This is a genomic window from Streptomyces sp. SID3343 (assembly GCF_009865215.1).
GTDB lineage: Bacteria > Actinomycetota > Actinomycetes > Streptomycetales > Streptomycetaceae > Embleya.
In genome coordinates this window covers 1-16,834 of sequence record NZ_WWJX01001297.1, presented here as the reverse complement: position 1 = coordinate 16,834, position 16,834 = coordinate 1, and the positions used below count along the sequence as shown (strand labels likewise).

At 67.9% G+C, this 16,834-nt stretch carries 15 protein-coding genes; all 15 read left to right on the top strand.

Features of this window, described 5'->3' with window-relative positions; translation table 11 throughout:
* A partial coding sequence (locus GT354_RS40460; RefSeq protein ID WP_161361512.1) for a DnaB-like helicase C-terminal domain-containing protein occupies nucleotides 1-1,770 on the top strand: 1,770 nt, incomplete at its 5' end.
* Between the two features lie 53 nt (nucleotides 1,771-1,823).
* Nucleotides 1,824-2,405 carry a transcriptional regulator gene (locus GT354_RS40455; RefSeq protein ID WP_161361510.1) on the top strand — a complete coding sequence of 194 codons (582 nt, stop codon included), beginning with the start codon at nucleotides 1,824-1,826 and terminating at the stop codon, nucleotides 2,403-2,405.
* 120 nt (nucleotides 2,406-2,525) lie between these two features.
* The gene (locus GT354_RS40450) at nucleotides 2,526-3,341 is read left to right on the top strand and encodes a TnsA-like heteromeric transposase endonuclease subunit (RefSeq protein WP_346012395.1); all 816 of its coding nucleotides are present in this window, start codon (nucleotides 2,526-2,528) and stop codon (nucleotides 3,339-3,341) included.
* 17 nt (nucleotides 3,342-3,358) lie between these two features.
* Nucleotides 3,359-3,715, top strand: a complete 357-nt coding sequence (locus tag GT354_RS55075; RefSeq protein ID WP_237535937.1) for a hypothetical protein — start codon at nucleotides 3,359-3,361, stop codon at nucleotides 3,713-3,715.
* An 888-nt stretch (nucleotides 3,716-4,603) separates the two neighbouring features.
* On the top strand, nucleotides 4,604-5,455 hold the full coding sequence (locus tag GT354_RS55070) for a Mu transposase C-terminal domain-containing protein (protein ID WP_237535936.1): 852 nt from the start codon (nucleotides 4,604-4,606) through the stop codon (nucleotides 5,453-5,455).
* Nucleotides 5,452-6,570 (top strand): ATP-binding protein, encoded by a 1,119-nt coding sequence (locus tag GT354_RS40440; RefSeq protein ID WP_161361508.1) that lies wholly within the window; start codon nucleotides 5,452-5,454, stop codon nucleotides 6,568-6,570. Before GT354_RS55070 ends, GT354_RS40440 begins: the two co-directional genes overlap by 4 nt.
* The gene (locus tag GT354_RS40435; protein ID WP_161361506.1) at nucleotides 6,567-7,418 is read left to right on the top strand and encodes a TniQ family protein; all 852 of its coding nucleotides are present in this window, start codon (nucleotides 6,567-6,569) and stop codon (nucleotides 7,416-7,418) included. Before GT354_RS40440 ends, GT354_RS40435 begins: the two co-directional genes overlap by 4 nt.
* Nucleotides 7,419-7,478: 60 nt before the next feature.
* Nucleotides 7,479-7,661: a hypothetical protein gene (locus GT354_RS40430; RefSeq protein WP_161361504.1), complete on the top strand. Its 183-nt coding sequence runs from the start codon at nucleotides 7,479-7,481 to the stop codon at nucleotides 7,659-7,661.
* 64 nt (nucleotides 7,662-7,725) lie between these two features.
* The gene (locus tag GT354_RS40425) at nucleotides 7,726-8,694 is read left to right on the top strand and encodes a LysR family transcriptional regulator (RefSeq protein ID WP_161361502.1); all 969 of its coding nucleotides are present in this window, start codon (nucleotides 7,726-7,728) and stop codon (nucleotides 8,692-8,694) included.
* A gap of 253 nt (nucleotides 8,695-8,947) precedes the next feature.
* Nucleotides 8,948-10,012 carry a hypothetical protein gene (locus GT354_RS40420; RefSeq protein ID WP_161361500.1) on the top strand — a complete coding sequence of 355 codons (1,065 nt, stop codon included), beginning with the start codon at nucleotides 8,948-8,950 and terminating at the stop codon, nucleotides 10,010-10,012.
* A gap of 200 nt (nucleotides 10,013-10,212) precedes the next feature.
* The gene (locus GT354_RS56075; RefSeq protein WP_272923978.1) at nucleotides 10,213-10,338 is read left to right on the top strand and encodes a hypothetical protein; all 126 of its coding nucleotides are present in this window, start codon (nucleotides 10,213-10,215) and stop codon (nucleotides 10,336-10,338) included.
* 848 nt (nucleotides 10,339-11,186) lie between these two features.
* Entirely contained in the window at nucleotides 11,187-12,005 is an 819-nt protein-coding gene (locus GT354_RS40415) for a hypothetical protein (RefSeq protein ID WP_161361498.1), read from the top strand.
* Between the two features lie 202 nt (nucleotides 12,006-12,207).
* On the top strand, nucleotides 12,208-12,603 hold the full coding sequence (locus GT354_RS40410; protein ID WP_161361496.1) for a hypothetical protein: 396 nt from the start codon (nucleotides 12,208-12,210) through the stop codon (nucleotides 12,601-12,603).
* Nucleotides 12,604-13,348: 745 nt separating this feature from the next.
* Nucleotides 13,349-13,651, top strand: coding sequence for a hypothetical protein (locus tag GT354_RS40405; protein WP_161361494.1), 303 nt, complete (start codon nucleotides 13,349-13,351; stop codon nucleotides 13,649-13,651).
* A gap of 1,517 nt (nucleotides 13,652-15,168) precedes the next feature.
* Entirely contained in the window at nucleotides 15,169-15,765 is a 597-nt protein-coding gene (locus GT354_RS40400) for a hypothetical protein (protein WP_161361492.1), read from the top strand.
* The last annotated feature ends 1,069 nt before the right edge of the window (nucleotides 15,766-16,834 follow it).

Here is a 16,834-nt window from a genome sequence, read left to right as displayed (position 1 = left end):
GCGGGCACCGTGTTGTCCGCGACCCTGGCCCCGGCCGACGACGCCGACTCGCCGAACGCGGTGCTGTCGTGCACGCCCGGCCGCCCCCGCGCCGACATCGCCGCCCGCCTCACCTCGGCCGCCGCCGGCGTGGACCACCGGCGGCTGCGCGCAGGCACCCTCACCGACACCGAACGCGCAACCACCGACGTCGCGTCGGCCCGACTGGCCGCCGGAGGACTCCTCCTTGACGACGGCGCCGACCTCACCCTGGACCTGCTGCGCGCCACCGCCGCCGACATCACCGGCCTGCGCCTGATCGCCGTCGACCCGCTCAACCACCTCCTCCCCGGCGCCGCCGATGTCCGCGACGGCGTGGCCGCGTTGCGCCGTCTGGCGACGGACCTGGACGTGCCGGTGGTGGTCGTGTGGGAAAGCGGTGCAGGCGAACCCCCGGAGGTCGCGGCGGCGTTGGCCGAGGCAGACACCGTGGTCCACCTGACCCGCGAGGGCGAACTCGCCGTCGCGATCGTCGCCGAACGCGACCTGGGCCCGATCGCCGAAGCCACGCTGCACGCCGACCTGGCCCACGTCCGCTTCACCGACCCCCAACCCACCGCCCCCGACGCCGGCCCGACCGTACCTGCGGCCGAACCCCTCACATCGCCCACGCCCACGCCACGCGAGACCACCCGCACCGCGTCCACCGCGACGAAGCCGGCCCCCCGAAAGCCGGTTGCCCGAAAGCCCGGGAAGCCGATCGCCCGCAGGGCCGCCGTATCGGAGGCGCCCCGCATCGTCGCGGACACCGACGAGGACCCCCTGCCCGGCGAGATCGCCGGCGCGGTGGCGGAGGAACTCGCCGCGGCCGAGGGCGACATCACCGCCGCAGGAGAGGCGCTGTCCAGGCGGGCGATCCCGGACGTCATGGAACTCCTGCGCCTTTCCCGGGCCGGATCCCGCTACGAACACACCTGGTACCCGCCCCTGCCGGACCTGCTGCGCAAACGCAGCAAGGAGGAAGCCGACGCGGTATGGGAAGCCCGCCCCAAGTGGCGCAACAGGAACCTGCCCCCGGGCGAGCACGAGGTCACGGCCCTGGACATGAACGCCGCCTACCTCTCCGCCCTCAAGGCCCACCTCCCGATCGGCCCGCTCGAACACCGCGCCGACCCGGAGCCGGACGACTTCGACGGCCCCCGCGGCCGCAAACGCCGCCGCGCCGGCATCTACCTGATCGACCCCCCGTCCTGGGACCACGACGATCTGCCGAACCCGCTCGGAGACCGTGACGAGCCCGGCCCCCTGTGGATCACCGACCCCACCCTTCGGCTGCTCCTGCGCTGCGCGTCGCCCGAATACGGGCGCCTGTGCGAGGAACCGCAGATCCTGGAGTCCTGGACGGCGGTGGCGACCGAGAACCTCCTCGAACGTCTGCGTACCGCGCTGCGCGACGCCCGCGACACCGCGGTAGCCGAAGACGACGACGTCACTTTGGACTACGTGAAGCAGATGTACGCGAAACTCGTCTCCACCATGGGCGGTTCGAACTACAACCGGGAGATCAACCGCCCCGACTGGATGCACATCATCCGCTCCCAGGCCTTCGCCAACCTGTGGGGGAAGGCATTCAAAGCCCACCAAGGCGGCCTGACGGTCGTGCGGGTGATGGGCACCGACGAACTCCACCTCACCGGCGGCGACTGGCTCACCGTCTTCACCGAAGGCCGCGGCGTCGGCGATGTGAAGGTCAAGGACACCTACACCCTCCAAACCAAGGACAAGACTTGATGCCACACACCCCCCACCGGGACCCCGCTTCGCCCGAGAGGATCTGATCCCGTATGCCGTACCGCTCCCTGGAGCCCGGCAAATACGGGATGCGCGGCACCCGCGCCTCCGCCCTGGCGGCGCAGCGCCTGGACGAACTCGCCGACGGCGTCACCTCACCCGTCGACACCGAACGCGGCCTCGCCGCACGCCTGCGCTACCTCACCACCTCCCACGCCGGCTACGCGGCGATGGACACCGCCGGGATCACGGTCACTTCCCGCACCCTGGCCGCCTGGCTCGCCGAGGACCAAACCCCCAACCGGGCCAACCTGCGCCGGATCGAGGCCGCGTACCGCGACCTGCGCCGCCGCAACGTGGCCCGCTCGTTGACCGGCCGCCTCAACAACAACGGCCGCGGCACCCGGGTGGAACTGCACCCGCACGACCAGTCCGGGGTACGCGAGCCGCACCGCCGAGCCGGCGTGGCCGGTCACCGCAACGTCAACGTCCGCCGTTGGGACGCGATCGTGCGCGCGTGGGCGGCCGGGGACGAACAACGGCTGGACGAACTGTGGACCGACGAGGTGTTGGCCGATCTCGGCTCGGACTGGGGCGGCTTCGAGTTCGCCTCCGGGGTCGGCTTCGCGGCCTGACCGGTTGTAGGGTCTCATTTCCCCTGTCGGAATCTCACGGTCAATGTCGGATGGATGTCGGATACGACATTGCCGTGAGATTGGCCAGACCCTTGGTCTGGAATTCGCTCAAACGTGTGAGTGTTCCAGGTCATCCTGGCGAACGTGCTGCTGCTTGCCTCAAGCTGTCACGGACTGCTTGAACGCATCGAATCTGATGCTGCAGGGGCGAGGTGGCTGATGCCAGTCGAGTCGGCGGTGGTGAGTTTCCGTACACCGGTCCGGGTTTTCGAGGACGAGCCGTGGGAGAACGTCAGCAGCGCAAGCCTGGCGGCGGTGGCTCCGTGGAGGACCTTCCGTTGGTACAGGGGCCAGAGGCACTACTCAGGGACCTACTGGTCTTCTACCATGCGTGACCACGTGATTTACGAGTCGCGTCTTGAGCTGGCACGGTTGTTGTTCGATGACTTCGACCCGATCGTACGCCGCATTCTGGCTCAGCCCTTCCTGTTGAAAGCCAACGTTGACGGCAAGCTCCGCAAGCACATCCCGGACTATCTGCTGATCACCGGAAATGGACCGGTGGTCGTGGACGTCAAGCCGAGGTACCGGGTTGCCAAGCCGGAGGTGGCGTTCACCTTTGCCTGGACCCGGCGGGAGGTGGAGGCGCGCGGGTGGCAGTACGTGATCTGGAGTGAGCCCGCTCCGGCGGAACTGGAGAACGTGCGGTTGCTTGCCGGTTGCCGCCGTGACTGGCTGTTCGACAACGCCCTGCTCGATGAAATTCGAGCCATGGAAATGGACGGTCGTGTTCTTGGTGGGGTGGCCGAAGAACTGCCGGAGCGGGATCCAGAGTTGGTCCGGTCTGCGGTCCTGCACCTTCTTTGGCATGGTGAGTTGGTCACCGATCTGAATACGCCGCTCAGCACGCATCACGCCTTACAGAGGCCGATGTGAGCCGGGTCGGAACTCGCATGGGAGTCGGTTCTCGGTTTCGCTACGACGGCGAGACTGTTGAGGTGATCGAGTTGGCGATCACCGTGAACGGCAACGAAGCCGTACTCAAGGACGGCCACGGCAGGTTGATGCGGCTGGCCGTGAGGGAACTGCTGCTGTCCGACCGGGCCTGCGTGATCCCGGACGGTCCCGGGCCGTCCAGTGACGACGACGAGGACGTCGCCGGTGTCGTACTGAGCCAGTTGTCGGAGGCCGACCAGGAAGAGGTACGGACTCGGGCCGCCATGTCCGCGAAGTCCTCACGGGTTACCGATCGGGGTTTCCGGAGTTGGCGACGGAAGGGGAGCCGAGACCGGAATACCTGCCTGACCTGAGCCTCTATGACCGCTACGCGAGTAAGGCCGCCGAAGTCGGCGTCACCGTTCGTAGCATCGAGCGATGGGTTCGAGACTACCGCCGTAGAGGCGAGGCAGGCCTGGCAATGGCGGGGCGGTCTGCGCGTGGGCGAGGTGTGAAGGTGGATGACCGGTGGGTGGAGACGGCCTTGGAAGTGATGGTCGAGCACACCGGGGAGTCGAAGCCGTCCCGCACGATCGTGATCGACCGGACTCGGGCCCGGGTGATCGTCAGGTTCGGTCCGGACGTCGTGCCGCAACCCAGCCGCGCGACCGCCTTCAGACTGCTTGAGGAACTGGAGGACCGGCATCCGTTGTTCCGGCTGAGTACGAAACGGAACCGCGATATCGCCGATCGGCCGGAGGGACCTTACGGCAAGCTGCGGCCGACCAGACCGGGTGAGTACCTGCTGATGGACACCACCCGGCTGGATGTGTTCGCGTTCGATCCGTTCACGTTGCGGTGGGTGCAGGCCGAATTGAGTGTCGGCATGGATTGGTACACCCGTTGCATCACCGGGATCCGGCTCACGCCGGTCTCCACGAAGGCGGTGGACGTCAGCGCGGTGCTCTACCAGTCGTTCAGGCCTCGTCCTGCGGGGCGGGACTGGCCGCGGCACGCGGCCTGGCCCGAACACGGCATTCCCCGGGCTGTGCTGGTCGACCGCGATGCGGTCGAGGGCCCGGGTCTTGCTTCCCCGCCGTTGGTGCCGGAGACTCTCGTGGTCGACCACGGCAAGGTCTACGTCTCCGAGCATTTGACGAGCGTCTGTCGACGCATGGGGATCTCGATCCAGCCGGCGAGGCTGCGAACCGGTCGCGACAAGGGCCCGGTCGCGGTATTTCCGCACCCTGCGCGAGGGCCTGTTGCAGGTGTTGCCCGGTTACAAGGGTCCCGACATCCACTCCCGCGGCGAGAGTCCGGAGGACGACGCGTTCTTCTTCCTGGACGAGTTGGAGGCGATCATCCGGGAGTGGACGGCGGTGGACTATCACTGCCGACTCAATTCGGGTCTGGTGGACCCCGGTCTGCCGGGTCTGAGGATGTCTCCGGCGATGATGTTCGAGCACGGCATGGCCCGGGCCGGCTACATCGAAGTACCCCGGGACCGGGACCTCGCCTTCGAGTTCCTGCAGACGAAGTGGCGCACGATCCAGCACTACGGCGTCGAGATCGACCGCCGTCGCTACAACGGTTCCGCCCTCGATGCCTACCGCAACATCAAGAGCCCGTACCGTGACAGCCCGGTCAGGGACGGCTGGCCGTTCCAGATGGACCCCGACGACATCACCCGGATTTACTTTCGTGATCCCACCGACCGCCGTTGGCACCCCCTGCTCTGGGAACACGCTCCCTCGGCGTCGATGCCGCTCAGCGAAGACGCGTTGGTGTTCGCTCGGAAACTGGCCGCGTCGAAGTACCGCTATCCGGACGACCGGGTCGCCGTCGACGATCTGCTCGAGCGCTGGAATCTCGGGCTCGGCACCACGATCGCCGAGCGGCGCATGGCACTGCGGCTCTCCCGCAAACAGGCCGCCATCGAACTCCCGGAGAACGACGAGGAATCGGTGCTCTCGCTCCCGTCCGTACGCAAGGCCCTCGGCGAGCCGGACGCGGGCGAGATCGAGGCTTCGCGTCCGGTAGAGGTGACCGAGTCCGGCGATGACGATCAAGCCGACGAGGACGACTTCTACGCGGACGCCCTGAAGGACGTGTGAGCGATCCGATCCCGCCGAGTCCGGGCAATCTCGCGCTGTCCCGGAAGGAGGACTTCAAGGCGTTCGCCGACGCTCCGCGCCGTGATCAGCCGGAACTGTTGACGATGGCCGCGTTGAAGGGGCTCGACGACGGGGCGCGTGCCGCCTACGACCGTTTGCGGCGGGAGCGGCACGCCAACCTCGGGCCGGTCAGGACACCGCAGTTGGCCGAGTTGCACGAGGACTTGTGGGACATTGTCGACAGCAACGTGCAGGACGGCGACAAGGCCAAGGGGGCGGTGGCCGTGGACGCTTTCCCCGGACTCGGCAAGACGACGTCCGTGCTGGCGTTCCTCCGGGAATTCCACCGCCGGGAGATCGCCGAAGAGGGCGAGTGGACTGCGGACGGACACGAGCGGTGGCCGGTCTGCCGGGTCGGGCTGACCGGCAACACCGGTATGAAGGACCTGAACCGGGCGATGCTCGAGTTCTTCGGTCACCCCGGGCGCGCCCGCGGAACCACGGCCCAGTTCGGCCACCGGGCCCTGGACTGCGTGTTGTCGTGCGAGGTCCGCGTGCTTGCGCTCGACGACCTGCACTTCCTGAGATGGCGTGCCAGCAGCGGGATCCAGGTCAGCAATCACCTCAAGTGGATCGCCAACGAGTTCCCGGTGACCTTGGTGATGATCGGTGTGGGCCTCGCCGACAAGGGCCTGTTCAGCGAGGGAGGCCACGGTGCGGACGCGGCCCTGGCCCAGACCGGCCGCCGCACCACGCGGTTGGGCATGCGTCCCTTCACGATCGACACGGAGGCGGGTCGCCGGGAATGGCGGCAGATGCTCTTGGCCCTCGAACAGCGCATCGTCCTGGCCGACAAGCACCCCGGGATGCTCGCCGACGACCTGAGCGACTACCTCTTCGCCCGCAGCACGGGACACATCGGCTCGCTGATGACGTTGATCAACCGGGGTTGCCAACGGGCCGTCCGCTGTGGCGAGGAGCGTCTGAGTCTCGATCTCTTGGACGGGGTCAAGAACGACGAGGCGTCCGAGAGGGCCCGCAAGGAACTCCACGCCGCGTTGGAGACCCGACGCCTGACCAGCCGCCCCCGCCGCGGCGGCACTCGAGTGGCGTGAGCGAACCACGGCCGCGGAGCCTGCCGATCCGTGTCGCCCCGCTTCCGGGGGAGTCCCTGGAGTCCTGGATCGACGCCCTGGCTGCCCGCCATCACACATCGGTCGGCGAGGTGTTGGAGCATTTCGGTTTCGCCGCCCGAACGCAAGGCCGGGGTCGGGACGGCGAACGAGCGCCCCGACGGACGATCATGTTGACCGGCCCCGAGGCCGAGGCCATCACGGCAGCGACCGGTGTCTCGTGCTCGGCGGTGAAGGAGATGACGCTCGCTCACTACGATCCGCAGATCCTGCTCGTCAACGAAGAGAGCCGATCGGTCAGCCGTCGATCGATCTGGGGGCGAAGCACCGGATCCCGATTCTGCCCCTCGTGCCTGAAGGAACAGAAGGGCCGCTGGCAGCTGGAATGGCGCCTGGGCTGGGCGTCCGCCTGCGTCCACCACCGCCGTTTGCTGGCGGACCGCTGCCCGGCCTGCTCACGCGTCCCGCGCATGCTGCCCACCTCCGGCACCGCCATTCCCCGCCCGGGCCTGTGCGGACATCCGCCGCCCCGGTCCACGGGCCCGTTCCGTCGAGGCTGCGGTTTCGACCTGTCGGAGACCGACTCGGTTCGGCTCGAGCCCGACAGTCCCGTACTGCGCGCCCAGACCCGCATCATGGAGATCTTCGAGTCCCGGGAGCGGCCGCTCGCCTTCGGCGCGTACCGCCACAACCCACAACCGGCGCCGGCGGTTCTCCTCGACATTCGTGCCCTGGGCTCGCGATTCCTCACCGACCTGCCCCGGGAAGAACTGGTCGCGAGACTCCCCGCCGGACTGGCCGACGCCTACCTGTCGTGCGACGACAGGTAGGCGCCCAGCTTCATCGCTCCCACGGCCTGCACGCACGTCGCCGTCGCGGCCACGACCGCTTTGGAGGTTCTGGAGGACCCGGACGTCCGACAGGGCGCGACCCTGGTCCGCCCGATCCTCGCTCACCAGCACGAACAGCGACGTCAGCCGGTCAGCGCCAGCACGGTCGAGGACTGGGGCGACGGCGTGAGCACGGTCCTCGAAGCGGTCCACCTCGCCGCCTTGGCCCCACGCTCAGCGTGAGGAAACAACTTGCTACCGCACCACCACGCAACTGCCGCGCCGACCGACCGCCGACAACACCCCGATGGTGCTGTCCCGGCGAGCACGGAAAGTCCCGACGGACTTCTGGTTCACCTGGACCGCACGATTGTGCGCCTCCCTGAGCTCCTCCGCGCTGTCGCAGGGACCGGTGCTGGCGATGAGTGTGCTGATGGTCGGCAGTCACGCCACCCACCAAGCCATCCGCGAACGGCTGAGATCACCCGCAAGTGACGTCCTCGTCACCAAGACGCTGCGTGGCCTGCGCGCGCGGGGAACCTGGGCGGACGTCGCGAACGCGCTGATCGGCCTGGCCGACCATCTCGATGCGAACGAAGTCGCCATCGACTACGAGCGGCGACGCACCTTGGACTACAACGGACTTCTCCCACCGCGCATCTGGCGAGGCATCTGCGGGCGAACAGGCGTCCCGATCGAACTCGAACATGCCGCCCGGAGCCTCTTGTTCCATCGCCTCAGCGGACTGCCCCGCCAGAGCGCACGCGCCGGGAGGCCGATCGCCGGGGACAAGCAGCACGAACGGGCCTACCTGGCGTGGTACTTGACCATCCTGTCTTCGGAACTCGATGCCGAAGGGCACGCATATCTCGCACGCAACGGCATCCACGACGAGCCGGTCACCTGGCAGCCGCTGTCGACCCTCTTGCCACCCCTCGACCCGAATCGCACCCCGAACCCCCGTGAGGTGCCGCTGTCGGGACCCTCTCGAGGCATCGCCGGAGACGTCCCGCACGAGATCCTTGCCCCCGCGCTGACCGGTCACAACTCGTGGCAACCGCTGGAACGGTTCGTCTCCTGTCTGGGACACCATTCGATCGTCCGCGCGGCCGAGACGATGGGCCTTTCCCACGGATCACTCAACCACCAGATCGTCCTCCTGGAAGCCGCCTACGGCCAGCCGCTGCTGATCCGCGCCACCAAGGCACAAACCATGCGTCCCACCGCCTTCGGACAGCAAGTGGCTCAGGCCGTGATGTGCGTCCTCGCCGGGTAAATACCGTCTCGTGGAGACGAAAACGGTACGCGATGGCCCAGGCCGGGACGGCACCCGAAGGCTCAGGTCACGGCTTCAACACACCGATTGATGCGAAGCCCGGGCGTCGCGGCCGGACAGCGTCATGCACGGCACTGGCGGACGGTATCCGTGGGTCGGGTTTCTCGAAGATGCCAGGACACCTACGTCGTCGTAGCCATACCTTGTTCCGCGTACCGATAACACAACACGGTTACGGGGGAGAGTGTTGAGCATGCGTCTTTCCGTGAAATCGGAGAGGGCCTGGAGGCAGTTCAAGGAGTCGGTGACGCAGGCCGGCGGCGTCGTGGTGGAGACCGACTGGCTGGGTAGTGCCGAGCCACACCGGATCCGCTGCCTTGCGGGCCACCGGGCCGAACCGACGCCGAACGCCGTGCAGCGTGGTCAGGGTGTCTGCTGGACCTGCTCCGGAAGTAATCCCCAGGCCGCGTGGAATGAGTTCAAGACCAACGTGAGGAAACAGGGGGGCAAGGTCGTCGAATCGCGGTGGCTGGGCAAGGACAAGCGTCACAACGCCATTTGCGCAAAGGGCCACGTCTGCCGCCCACGACCAGGCTACGTACGCGATGGCGGCGGGATCTGCCGAGTGTGCTCGCGGAACGATCCGGCAACGGCACACGCGGAGTTCCTCGCGAACGTGGCCCGGGCCGGTGGTCAAGTCGTCGAGGAGCAGTGGCTCGGCAAAGCCGCCCCGCATCGGGTGATGTGCCTGAACGGCCACGAGTACACCCCGACGCCGAAGAACATGCGTGTCGGCTCCGGGTACTGCCGCACCTGTGTGGGAAACGATCCTGAAACCGCCTATCGGAACTTCAAGGCCAGAGTCGAAGAGCTCGGCGGAGAAGTGCTCGAGCCGACATGGCTGGGAGTCGGCGAACCCCACGAGGTGATCTGTCGCGAGGGGCACTTGGGGAAGCCGTATCCGACCGCTGTACAACAGGGACAGGGCATCTGCCGCTGGTGCAAGGGCAAGACCTGGGATGCCTTCTACGTTGTCCAGAATCCGGAGATCGCGACCGTGAAGTTCGGCATCACCTCCGGGATGACGCGTCCTCGCCTTCGGTTCCACGCCACGCAGGGCTTCGCCACTGTTCTGCGAGCCGTCTCCGGGCTCCCCAACGATGCGGCCCCGGAGTTGGAAAGAGGCATCCTGGCGGCGCTGAAGGAAGCAGGTGTGCATCCGGTCAGAGGCCGAGAGTACTTCCCACTATCCGCAACGGATTTGATCCTGACTCTCGTCGACCGACGCCTTACGGAACTCGGATTCACGAACGGGTAGCCCGTAGCCCTGGCCGTTCGGCCGTTTCGCGCACGGCCTACGTTTCGGAGCATGTCGGGTACTGTTCCCGACTCGCAGGATCCGGTTCCCAGCTCGAACGGTCTGCTTCGTCGGCCACATTCGAATCTCGCCGTCCGGCAGCCAGGATCACGAGAGTGGCTGACCTTCTCCGGGTGGTGGTTCAACATCACAATGGGATCGTGAGCGCAGACCGTTTCCCCCGTGCCGAGGGCGTTCCCCTGCCGCCGAGGCCCGCCCTTCCCGATCTGGACGCGGCCCACGAACGCGGGCTGGCCGCTGCGGTCGAGGTGAAGTGGCAGCAGTAGATCCTGAGTTGGCAGTGGATGCGTGAGCGCCACGAGATCCTCCGTCCGACGCGGCCGTACCCGGGCATCGTTCCACTCCTTGAGGCGGCTTTCGCAGAACCCGGCCTGCGGCACCTGTTTCCTTTCACCAGCCACCACACCCCGTGCTTCAGCAGCTGCACCGGGTACCCGTACGTCCTGCGGGGGCCGTGCGTCGACCCTCTTTCCGATGGGCGGTTCCGCGTCCGCCGGCCCCGCAGCTCCATCGTGATCGGCTACACCGAAACCGCCAAGGAGGCCGTTGCTCTGGTCACCGCCAATTTCCCGGCAGGACTCGAACCCGCCGGCGTCCGAGCCGACGACTTCGGGCGATGACAACGGTGCTTCGGCTGCGGCGCCGTTCGCTGGCGAGGCCCTTGCCAGCGAGCCTCCCGCCGTCGATCGGCCGGCGGGTGCGCGGTGGCGTGGTCGGTTCAGTCGAGGGCGTCCCGAGGGCGATCAGCAGTGAGCGTTGGCATGCTCCCGGTCCGTCGACGAGGTCCACGAAGTCGGTAGCGAGGGCGAGAGCACAGGTCATCGCTCACGGTGCGCCAACGGTGACCAGTCCGGCGCCGTCTCGCCAGGCGACGCGTCGGTCACTTGACGGTGATCAGACCACCGCCCGCCCCGTTCGGCGTCCGGTCCGGCAACAAAGGTTCCATACCCGCCCACTGCGCGTGGGTCAACGCCACGACCAGACCAACGATCCGATGATCGGAAAGGGACGCCCTGCGTGCCCTGCCCCCTCATGGCGGGGAAGGGCCGCGCGGACCGGTTCTCGGATGCCGATGGGGCGGGACCGGTGGAGGTCCGGGCACTACGCTGCACGCGTGATCGAGCATTCGAACGTACGTCTCGCAGACCTTCTCGACCGCCGTGCGGACGGCCCCGAGCCCGCGCCGGAGGCGGTGCTCGCCGCGCTGTTCGAGGGCGGGGTGTTCGTTCCCGTCACCGACACCGGATCGGTGATGTTCCTCCCCGACGACGAGCAGCCACCGACGCTGCTCGGGTTCACCGACGCGGCGCTGGGCGCGCGACTGCTGCCGGCGGCCGCCGGGATGGTGCACTGCGACGCGGTGCGGGTGAGGGACATCCTGGAGAAGACCGGCGTCGCCGTGCTCGGGATCCGCTCCGAGAACGGGCAGGCGATCTGTTCCGAGCACGTGCTGCGGGACTGGGCGACCTACGGGCCCGCGGCGGAAATGAAGCTCGAATGGTCCACCGACCCGGTGGCGGTCGCCCTGCGCGACGCACTGGTTCGGCGGGTCCGCGAGTTCCCAGCCGTCCGCTCCGTGTGGGTGGCGCGGGTCCGGTGGCAGGCCACCGGCGAGGAACACCTGATGCTGCACGTCGCCGTGGACGAGGACCTGCCCTCGGCCTCCGCCGACCATCTGATGCAGATCCTGCTCAGCGAGGAAGTGAAGCTCGGCCCGACACACCCGAAGGTCGGGATGCTCCCCTTGAACACCACCCTCCACGCCGAAAGCATCACCCAACTGGACCGCCTGGGTCTGGACACCGTGCGCCACGACGTCGAGTCGGGCCAGGTCCGGGTGATCTCCCGCGAGTACGACGACCCGTCGGCGGCCCAGGCCGATGGAGCCTCGCCCCAGCCCCGGGCCAAACGCCGCTGGTTCAACCGCTCCTGATGGGACTTCTCCCAGGCGCTCGCCTTCGGATCGTGCCGGGCGCCCAAACACCGCGCACCGATCCGACGAGTCGCGGGCCTCACCTGTGACAACCAGGTCGCTTCGACCGGTTCGAGGCAGTCTGGGGGTTGCCCGTCGCCAGATCGCCTCTCGGTCCAGCTGACCTCTCGGCCCCGCAGGGACTTCTTGGCATCATCGCGACATGGCCCCGACCCTTCCTCGCACTGTTCGAGCCGTCGACACCGCTCAGCTCCTGGACCTGGCCCAAGAGGCCGCCATTTACGGCTTCAGCCAGCGGCTTCCGGTCGACTGGCTCCGAGAGCACCTCGCCGCAGAGGCGACGCACTACCTGTTCCCGACACTCGTGCAGCGACTCACGCACCGTCCCGAGACGCCGCTGCAGTGGAGGTGCCGGCAACTGCTGACCGTCAGCACCGGCCAACAGATCTGGGGTCTCCTCGACGTCCTTCCCGACACCTTCGACAAGATCCCGGAGAGCTTGGACACGGCGTCCAAGAAGGACATCGTCAGCCGCATCGAGCGAGCAGTGAAGGTGCGTGAGTGGATGGAACGGATGGTTGCCGATTCAGGGTCGTGACGCCCGGACAGTGGCGGGGCGGCTGGACAGCCTGAGGAAATGACACTGATCTGAGACAGCCGCCAGCCGACACGTCGTGAGACTGAAGGGGAACGTCCAGGTCACAGCGTCGGCGCATGACACCGAAAGCGAGAACCTACAGGTTCGTAGGGTCTCGGATCTCGTGTCCTGATGTCAACACCGATGTCCTGAGGGAGTCCGGTTGGATGCGAATCCGAGACCCGCAGGCCAGAGTCGTCACTCACTTGGAGTCGAGATGGACGAGTCCGGGGACGGCGATGTCCTGCGAGTGGTCGTCTCGGCCAGAGACCATGCGACGACACCGACCTTCGCACCCTGGGGCGCCCGGTATGAACTGCCCCATGAGGCCACGGTCACAGTGGTTTACCACCTCGTGCATCACCGCCGGTACCCGGTCGAAGTGATGCACACGAGCGAAGGATTCGCTTTCTTCAGTACGATTCTCCCGAAGATCTTCGATCGAGAGGGCCGGGAAGTAGGCATCCGATCACCCGGTCTCTCGCGAGACTTGCTTGCCGAATCCCGCCCCTGCCGGGTGATTGCGACCTCCTCGCTGAGCACGACCGGCTCAACCCGTCGGTCGACAACGCCGGACAGCGCGAACAACTCGAAGTCCAAGTCTCACTCAAGGATCCGGACCCGGTCGTGAGACTCCACCGACCGAATCTCGATAGCGATGGCCAAGTGACGGCGCATATACCGCAGTTCGCCACGTCCAGGCCGGATGGTTCACTCGTTTGGGTGGCTCGGTGGACCTGTCCGAGCCGAGCCCCTTGAACGCAACCCGCTGCCGCTCCGGCTGCATGGCAACGGCCGGCGCGCGCCGAAGGTAAACGCCGGCTGCGCCGCGACCAGAGCGTGCGTCGTCAAAGCGAAGCTGTTCAAGAAGGACCGCTGCCTCGAACCGGACCTCGAACCGGACCTCGAACCGGATCTCCAACCGGTAAACGAAAAGGAGAAGCCGACCGAGCGGCCCTCCGCGACCTTTGTCGGCGTCAAGGCGGACATCGACAAGAAGCGCCACTGAATCGTCTACCGCTATCGACCCCGACAACAAGTTCAGGTGCCGCAACCGGTCACGATGACATGACCGACCTCGCCGAGCACTCGGAGTTGACCTCCTCGTCCAGGTCGGCGGCACCAAGGACAGGCTCGGCGCCGGGATCCCGAGGAAGAACGACGCGGGAGCCATCTTCCGGCTCCGGAAACTCCCAGGCGTAACGGGAACCGCCACGAAGCGCCCGACCGAGATCACCTGCGCCCGCCCATACGAGGCCGTCGATACACAGCCACGCCTTCTACCCGAACGTACAGAACCCGACTCCACTCCGGCCGCCTCGCCACGGGCTGCGACTTCAAGCTCACCCGCTACCCCCGGCGCGACATGGACGATCCGGAGGTCTGTGGCATCCCGCGGTTCGCCCTGGCGCCCGATCTGCCACCGGCCACCGTCGAGGACACCATGCGGGCGTCCCTGCTCTCGTGCCGAAGGCCGACCCCTACCGGAATTGCTCCTCGGCGGCGCGAGCCTACTCGGGCCCACTTCCTCACCGCCCGCGCCGACGACCCTGCGCCGGGGGAGTGGTGCCGCGCGCCGCGAGTGATCGACGCCATCGGCGCGAACCGGGTCGACGTCGACCACGAACGCGGTGACGACGAGGGCCGGTTCGCGCTCCGGGTACGGCGGCCCGGACACGTGGGCCGACATCGGGGCGCCCATCGTCGGGCGCCCACGCCCGCCGGACGACCCAAAGCCACCGGGACGAGAGCGCTTCGGCCCCGGCGGCGGAGCCCGACGATGGCCGACGCGTCGGGTTCGACACCCCGTCCGGCCCCACCCGGTGCTCGGATGCGGCGGAGCACGCGAGCCTGCCGCAGGCAGGTCCATCGGCCGTCGGTCGAAGGCGGCGGCGCCAACAGGTACCGATGGCGTTATATCCGGCCACTTCGGGTGTGACCGTAGAATTCGCGCCAAACCTTACCCAAGCATCCATGCGCCTGCGGAGCCGTGGGCGGGGCGCCTAGGGTGAAAGGGCTTGACACCGTATCGGCTGTTTCGTACCGAGAAACATCCATCGAGCCGGGGGGCTTGCGATGAGGGGAAAGGGAGGGCAGGCGCGGGAGCCGGCCCGGTTCCGAGGCCACAGGCCCGGGCCCTCCCGCGCGTCGACGGTTCGTACGAGGTGGCGTGGCCCGACCCGGGGACCGAGGGCGACCGCCCCGGGCAACCCATGCGCCCTTCGGTCCGACCGCGGCAACGACCGGCCCCCCACCACGAGGAAAGACCCGAACACACCGCACGCGCGGGCCCGGCCCGTTCTCTCCCGAACCCACAACGCGGCCGCGCCGGGCGGCACCGACGGACACCCACGACCGACTCGGTTTCGATGACGCGTCGGGACACGCGAACCGTTCCCGATCGACACCGGGCCACACACCGCAGCCCTCGTACCTGACTCCGCCTGTCGCCCCGTCAGCGCATCGGGCCCACGCGGACAGGGCCGCCCCACCGTGATCGCAACTCGCCGAGCGAGAGGTGAAGACATGTACGCCTACCACCTGATCTACGACATCCCCACCACCAACCCCAGGCAGTACCGGGTCCTGGTCGCCTGGAAGAACGTGTACGGCTCCCGCTTCGGCGGCAACCCCACCCCGGCCGCCGTCCTCAACGGATCGGGGCAACTCGTGATACCCGGCGGTTCCGTCACCGCCGCCGACGTGGTCACCGCGGGCCGCATCGAGTTCTTCGAGGAGACCGGCATCGACCTCAGGCAGAATGCCGTGCGTCAACAGATGGGGACCGTCGGCAACGCATGGTCGCGCCTGCTGAACCAGCAGAGCGGCGCGCACTGCGTCTACCAGGAGGTCCAGGACGCCGAGTTCGTCGAGAACGCCTGCAACACCAACATCACGGCACAGGTTCCCCAGGACGAGGAACTCCGCTCCGCGCAGGTGTACGACGCCTCAGTCGTCGGGCAACTCTTCGGCCCTGTCACCCTGGCCGACCTCACCTCCGGATGGCGGGGCACCCAGTACAACAACCTCGACGCCAACAACCAGGCACTGGCCCGGAGAAAGTCCCAGAACGCGGGAGACTGGTATGTGGCCGCGGTCCAGGGCCTGCAATACGCGCCCTGATCCCCCGCCGACCTGCCCCGTCCGGGGGGCCACGCGAGGACGAGAGCCCGCACTCCGCAGCCGACCCCACGGAAATCGTGCGAATCCACGGGATCCGTCGTCAGATCGAGCAGGATCACAAGCAGTTCAAGGACGAGCCGGGTGGCTCTTACCCCGTGTCGAACGCATGACAATGCGGTTGGGCGTCGGGAACGATCCGCCGGCCGGCGCGCCGGGTTGTGGGTGCGCCCTCGGGCCCAACCATCGCCTCCGTGGAATACCGGTCCGGCCGCGAAGCCACGGTGCGCCTTCCACCGTGAGGCGGCCACTGTCACCGTCCCTCGACGTGCACGGTCCGCCTCGACCGAGAGGGGAAGTCACCCGACATCCTCGATCGTTCACGAGTCCTCGTCGGTTCGCCGACGGGGACTTCGTGCCGATGAGATGAGGCCCCTCCGAAGCGACCGCTCGGCTATTGCCCGATTGTCACGCCGGGTGCGCGCCGGTTTCCACCTCTGCGGGTCGGTCTCGGTTCGTCGGGGCGATCGGGTCGGGTGTCATGTGGCTGCGGCGAGCCGGTCGAGCCGGGCGATCCCTTCGAGCAGGTGCCCGGCCGCGGCCATCGGTCGGGCAGGCGGCCCGCAACTGCGAAGAGGCGGAAGCAAACCCTCTCGATCTCCCACCGTCTCGCGTCGCCGGTGAGGACGAGCATCCGTGTCCAAGCCACCAACTCGCAAGCATCCAAGGCGAGTTCGCACCAGACCCGGTTCAGTCCGAGACCGTACAGTGGCAGGTTCCGCAGGCCGGTCGCGCGGACCCGGCCGATGCGCTCCTCGGCTCGTGCGCGCCGGCCGCGTCGCGATTCCAGGCCCGCGAGCGCGGGGACCAGGTTGAACGCCTGGAACACGAAGCCCGTCCTGCGACGGAGGGCACGCGTGAGGGCCGGCTCGCGTAGTGCCCCGATGTCTTCCACCGCCAAGACCCGGTGGACGGGCGCCCATGGGCTGGCCGACCGTCGCGCCGGACGCGCCGGACGCGCCGGACGCGCCGGACGCGCCGGACGCGCCGGACGCGCCGGACGCGCCGGACG

Excerpts from the sequence above, each read along its gene's own strand:
- GT354_RS55075 (WP_237535937.1), top strand. The coding sequence starts at position 3,359 with ATGGGAGTCGGTTCTCGGTTTCGCTACGACGGCGAGACTGTTGAGGTG.
- GT354_RS40455 (WP_161361510.1), top strand. The coding sequence starts at position 1,824 with ATGCCGTACCGCTCCCTGGAGCCCGGCAAATACGGGATGCGCGGCACC.
- GT354_RS40405 (WP_161361494.1), top strand. The coding sequence starts at position 13,349 with ATGGTTCACTCGTTTGGGTGGCTCGGTGGACCTGTCCGAGCCGAGCCC.
- GT354_RS40400 (WP_161361492.1), top strand. The coding sequence starts at position 15,169 with ATGTACGCCTACCACCTGATCTACGACATCCCCACCACCAACCCCAGG.
- GT354_RS40425 (WP_161361502.1), top strand. The coding sequence starts at position 7,726 with ATGGTGCTGTCCCGGCGAGCACGGAAAGTCCCGACGGACTTCTGGTTC.
- GT354_RS40410 (WP_161361496.1), top strand. The coding sequence starts at position 12,208 with ATGGCCCCGACCCTTCCTCGCACTGTTCGAGCCGTCGACACCGCTCAG.
- GT354_RS40420 (WP_161361500.1), top strand. The coding sequence starts at position 8,948 with ATGCGTCTTTCCGTGAAATCGGAGAGGGCCTGGAGGCAGTTCAAGGAG.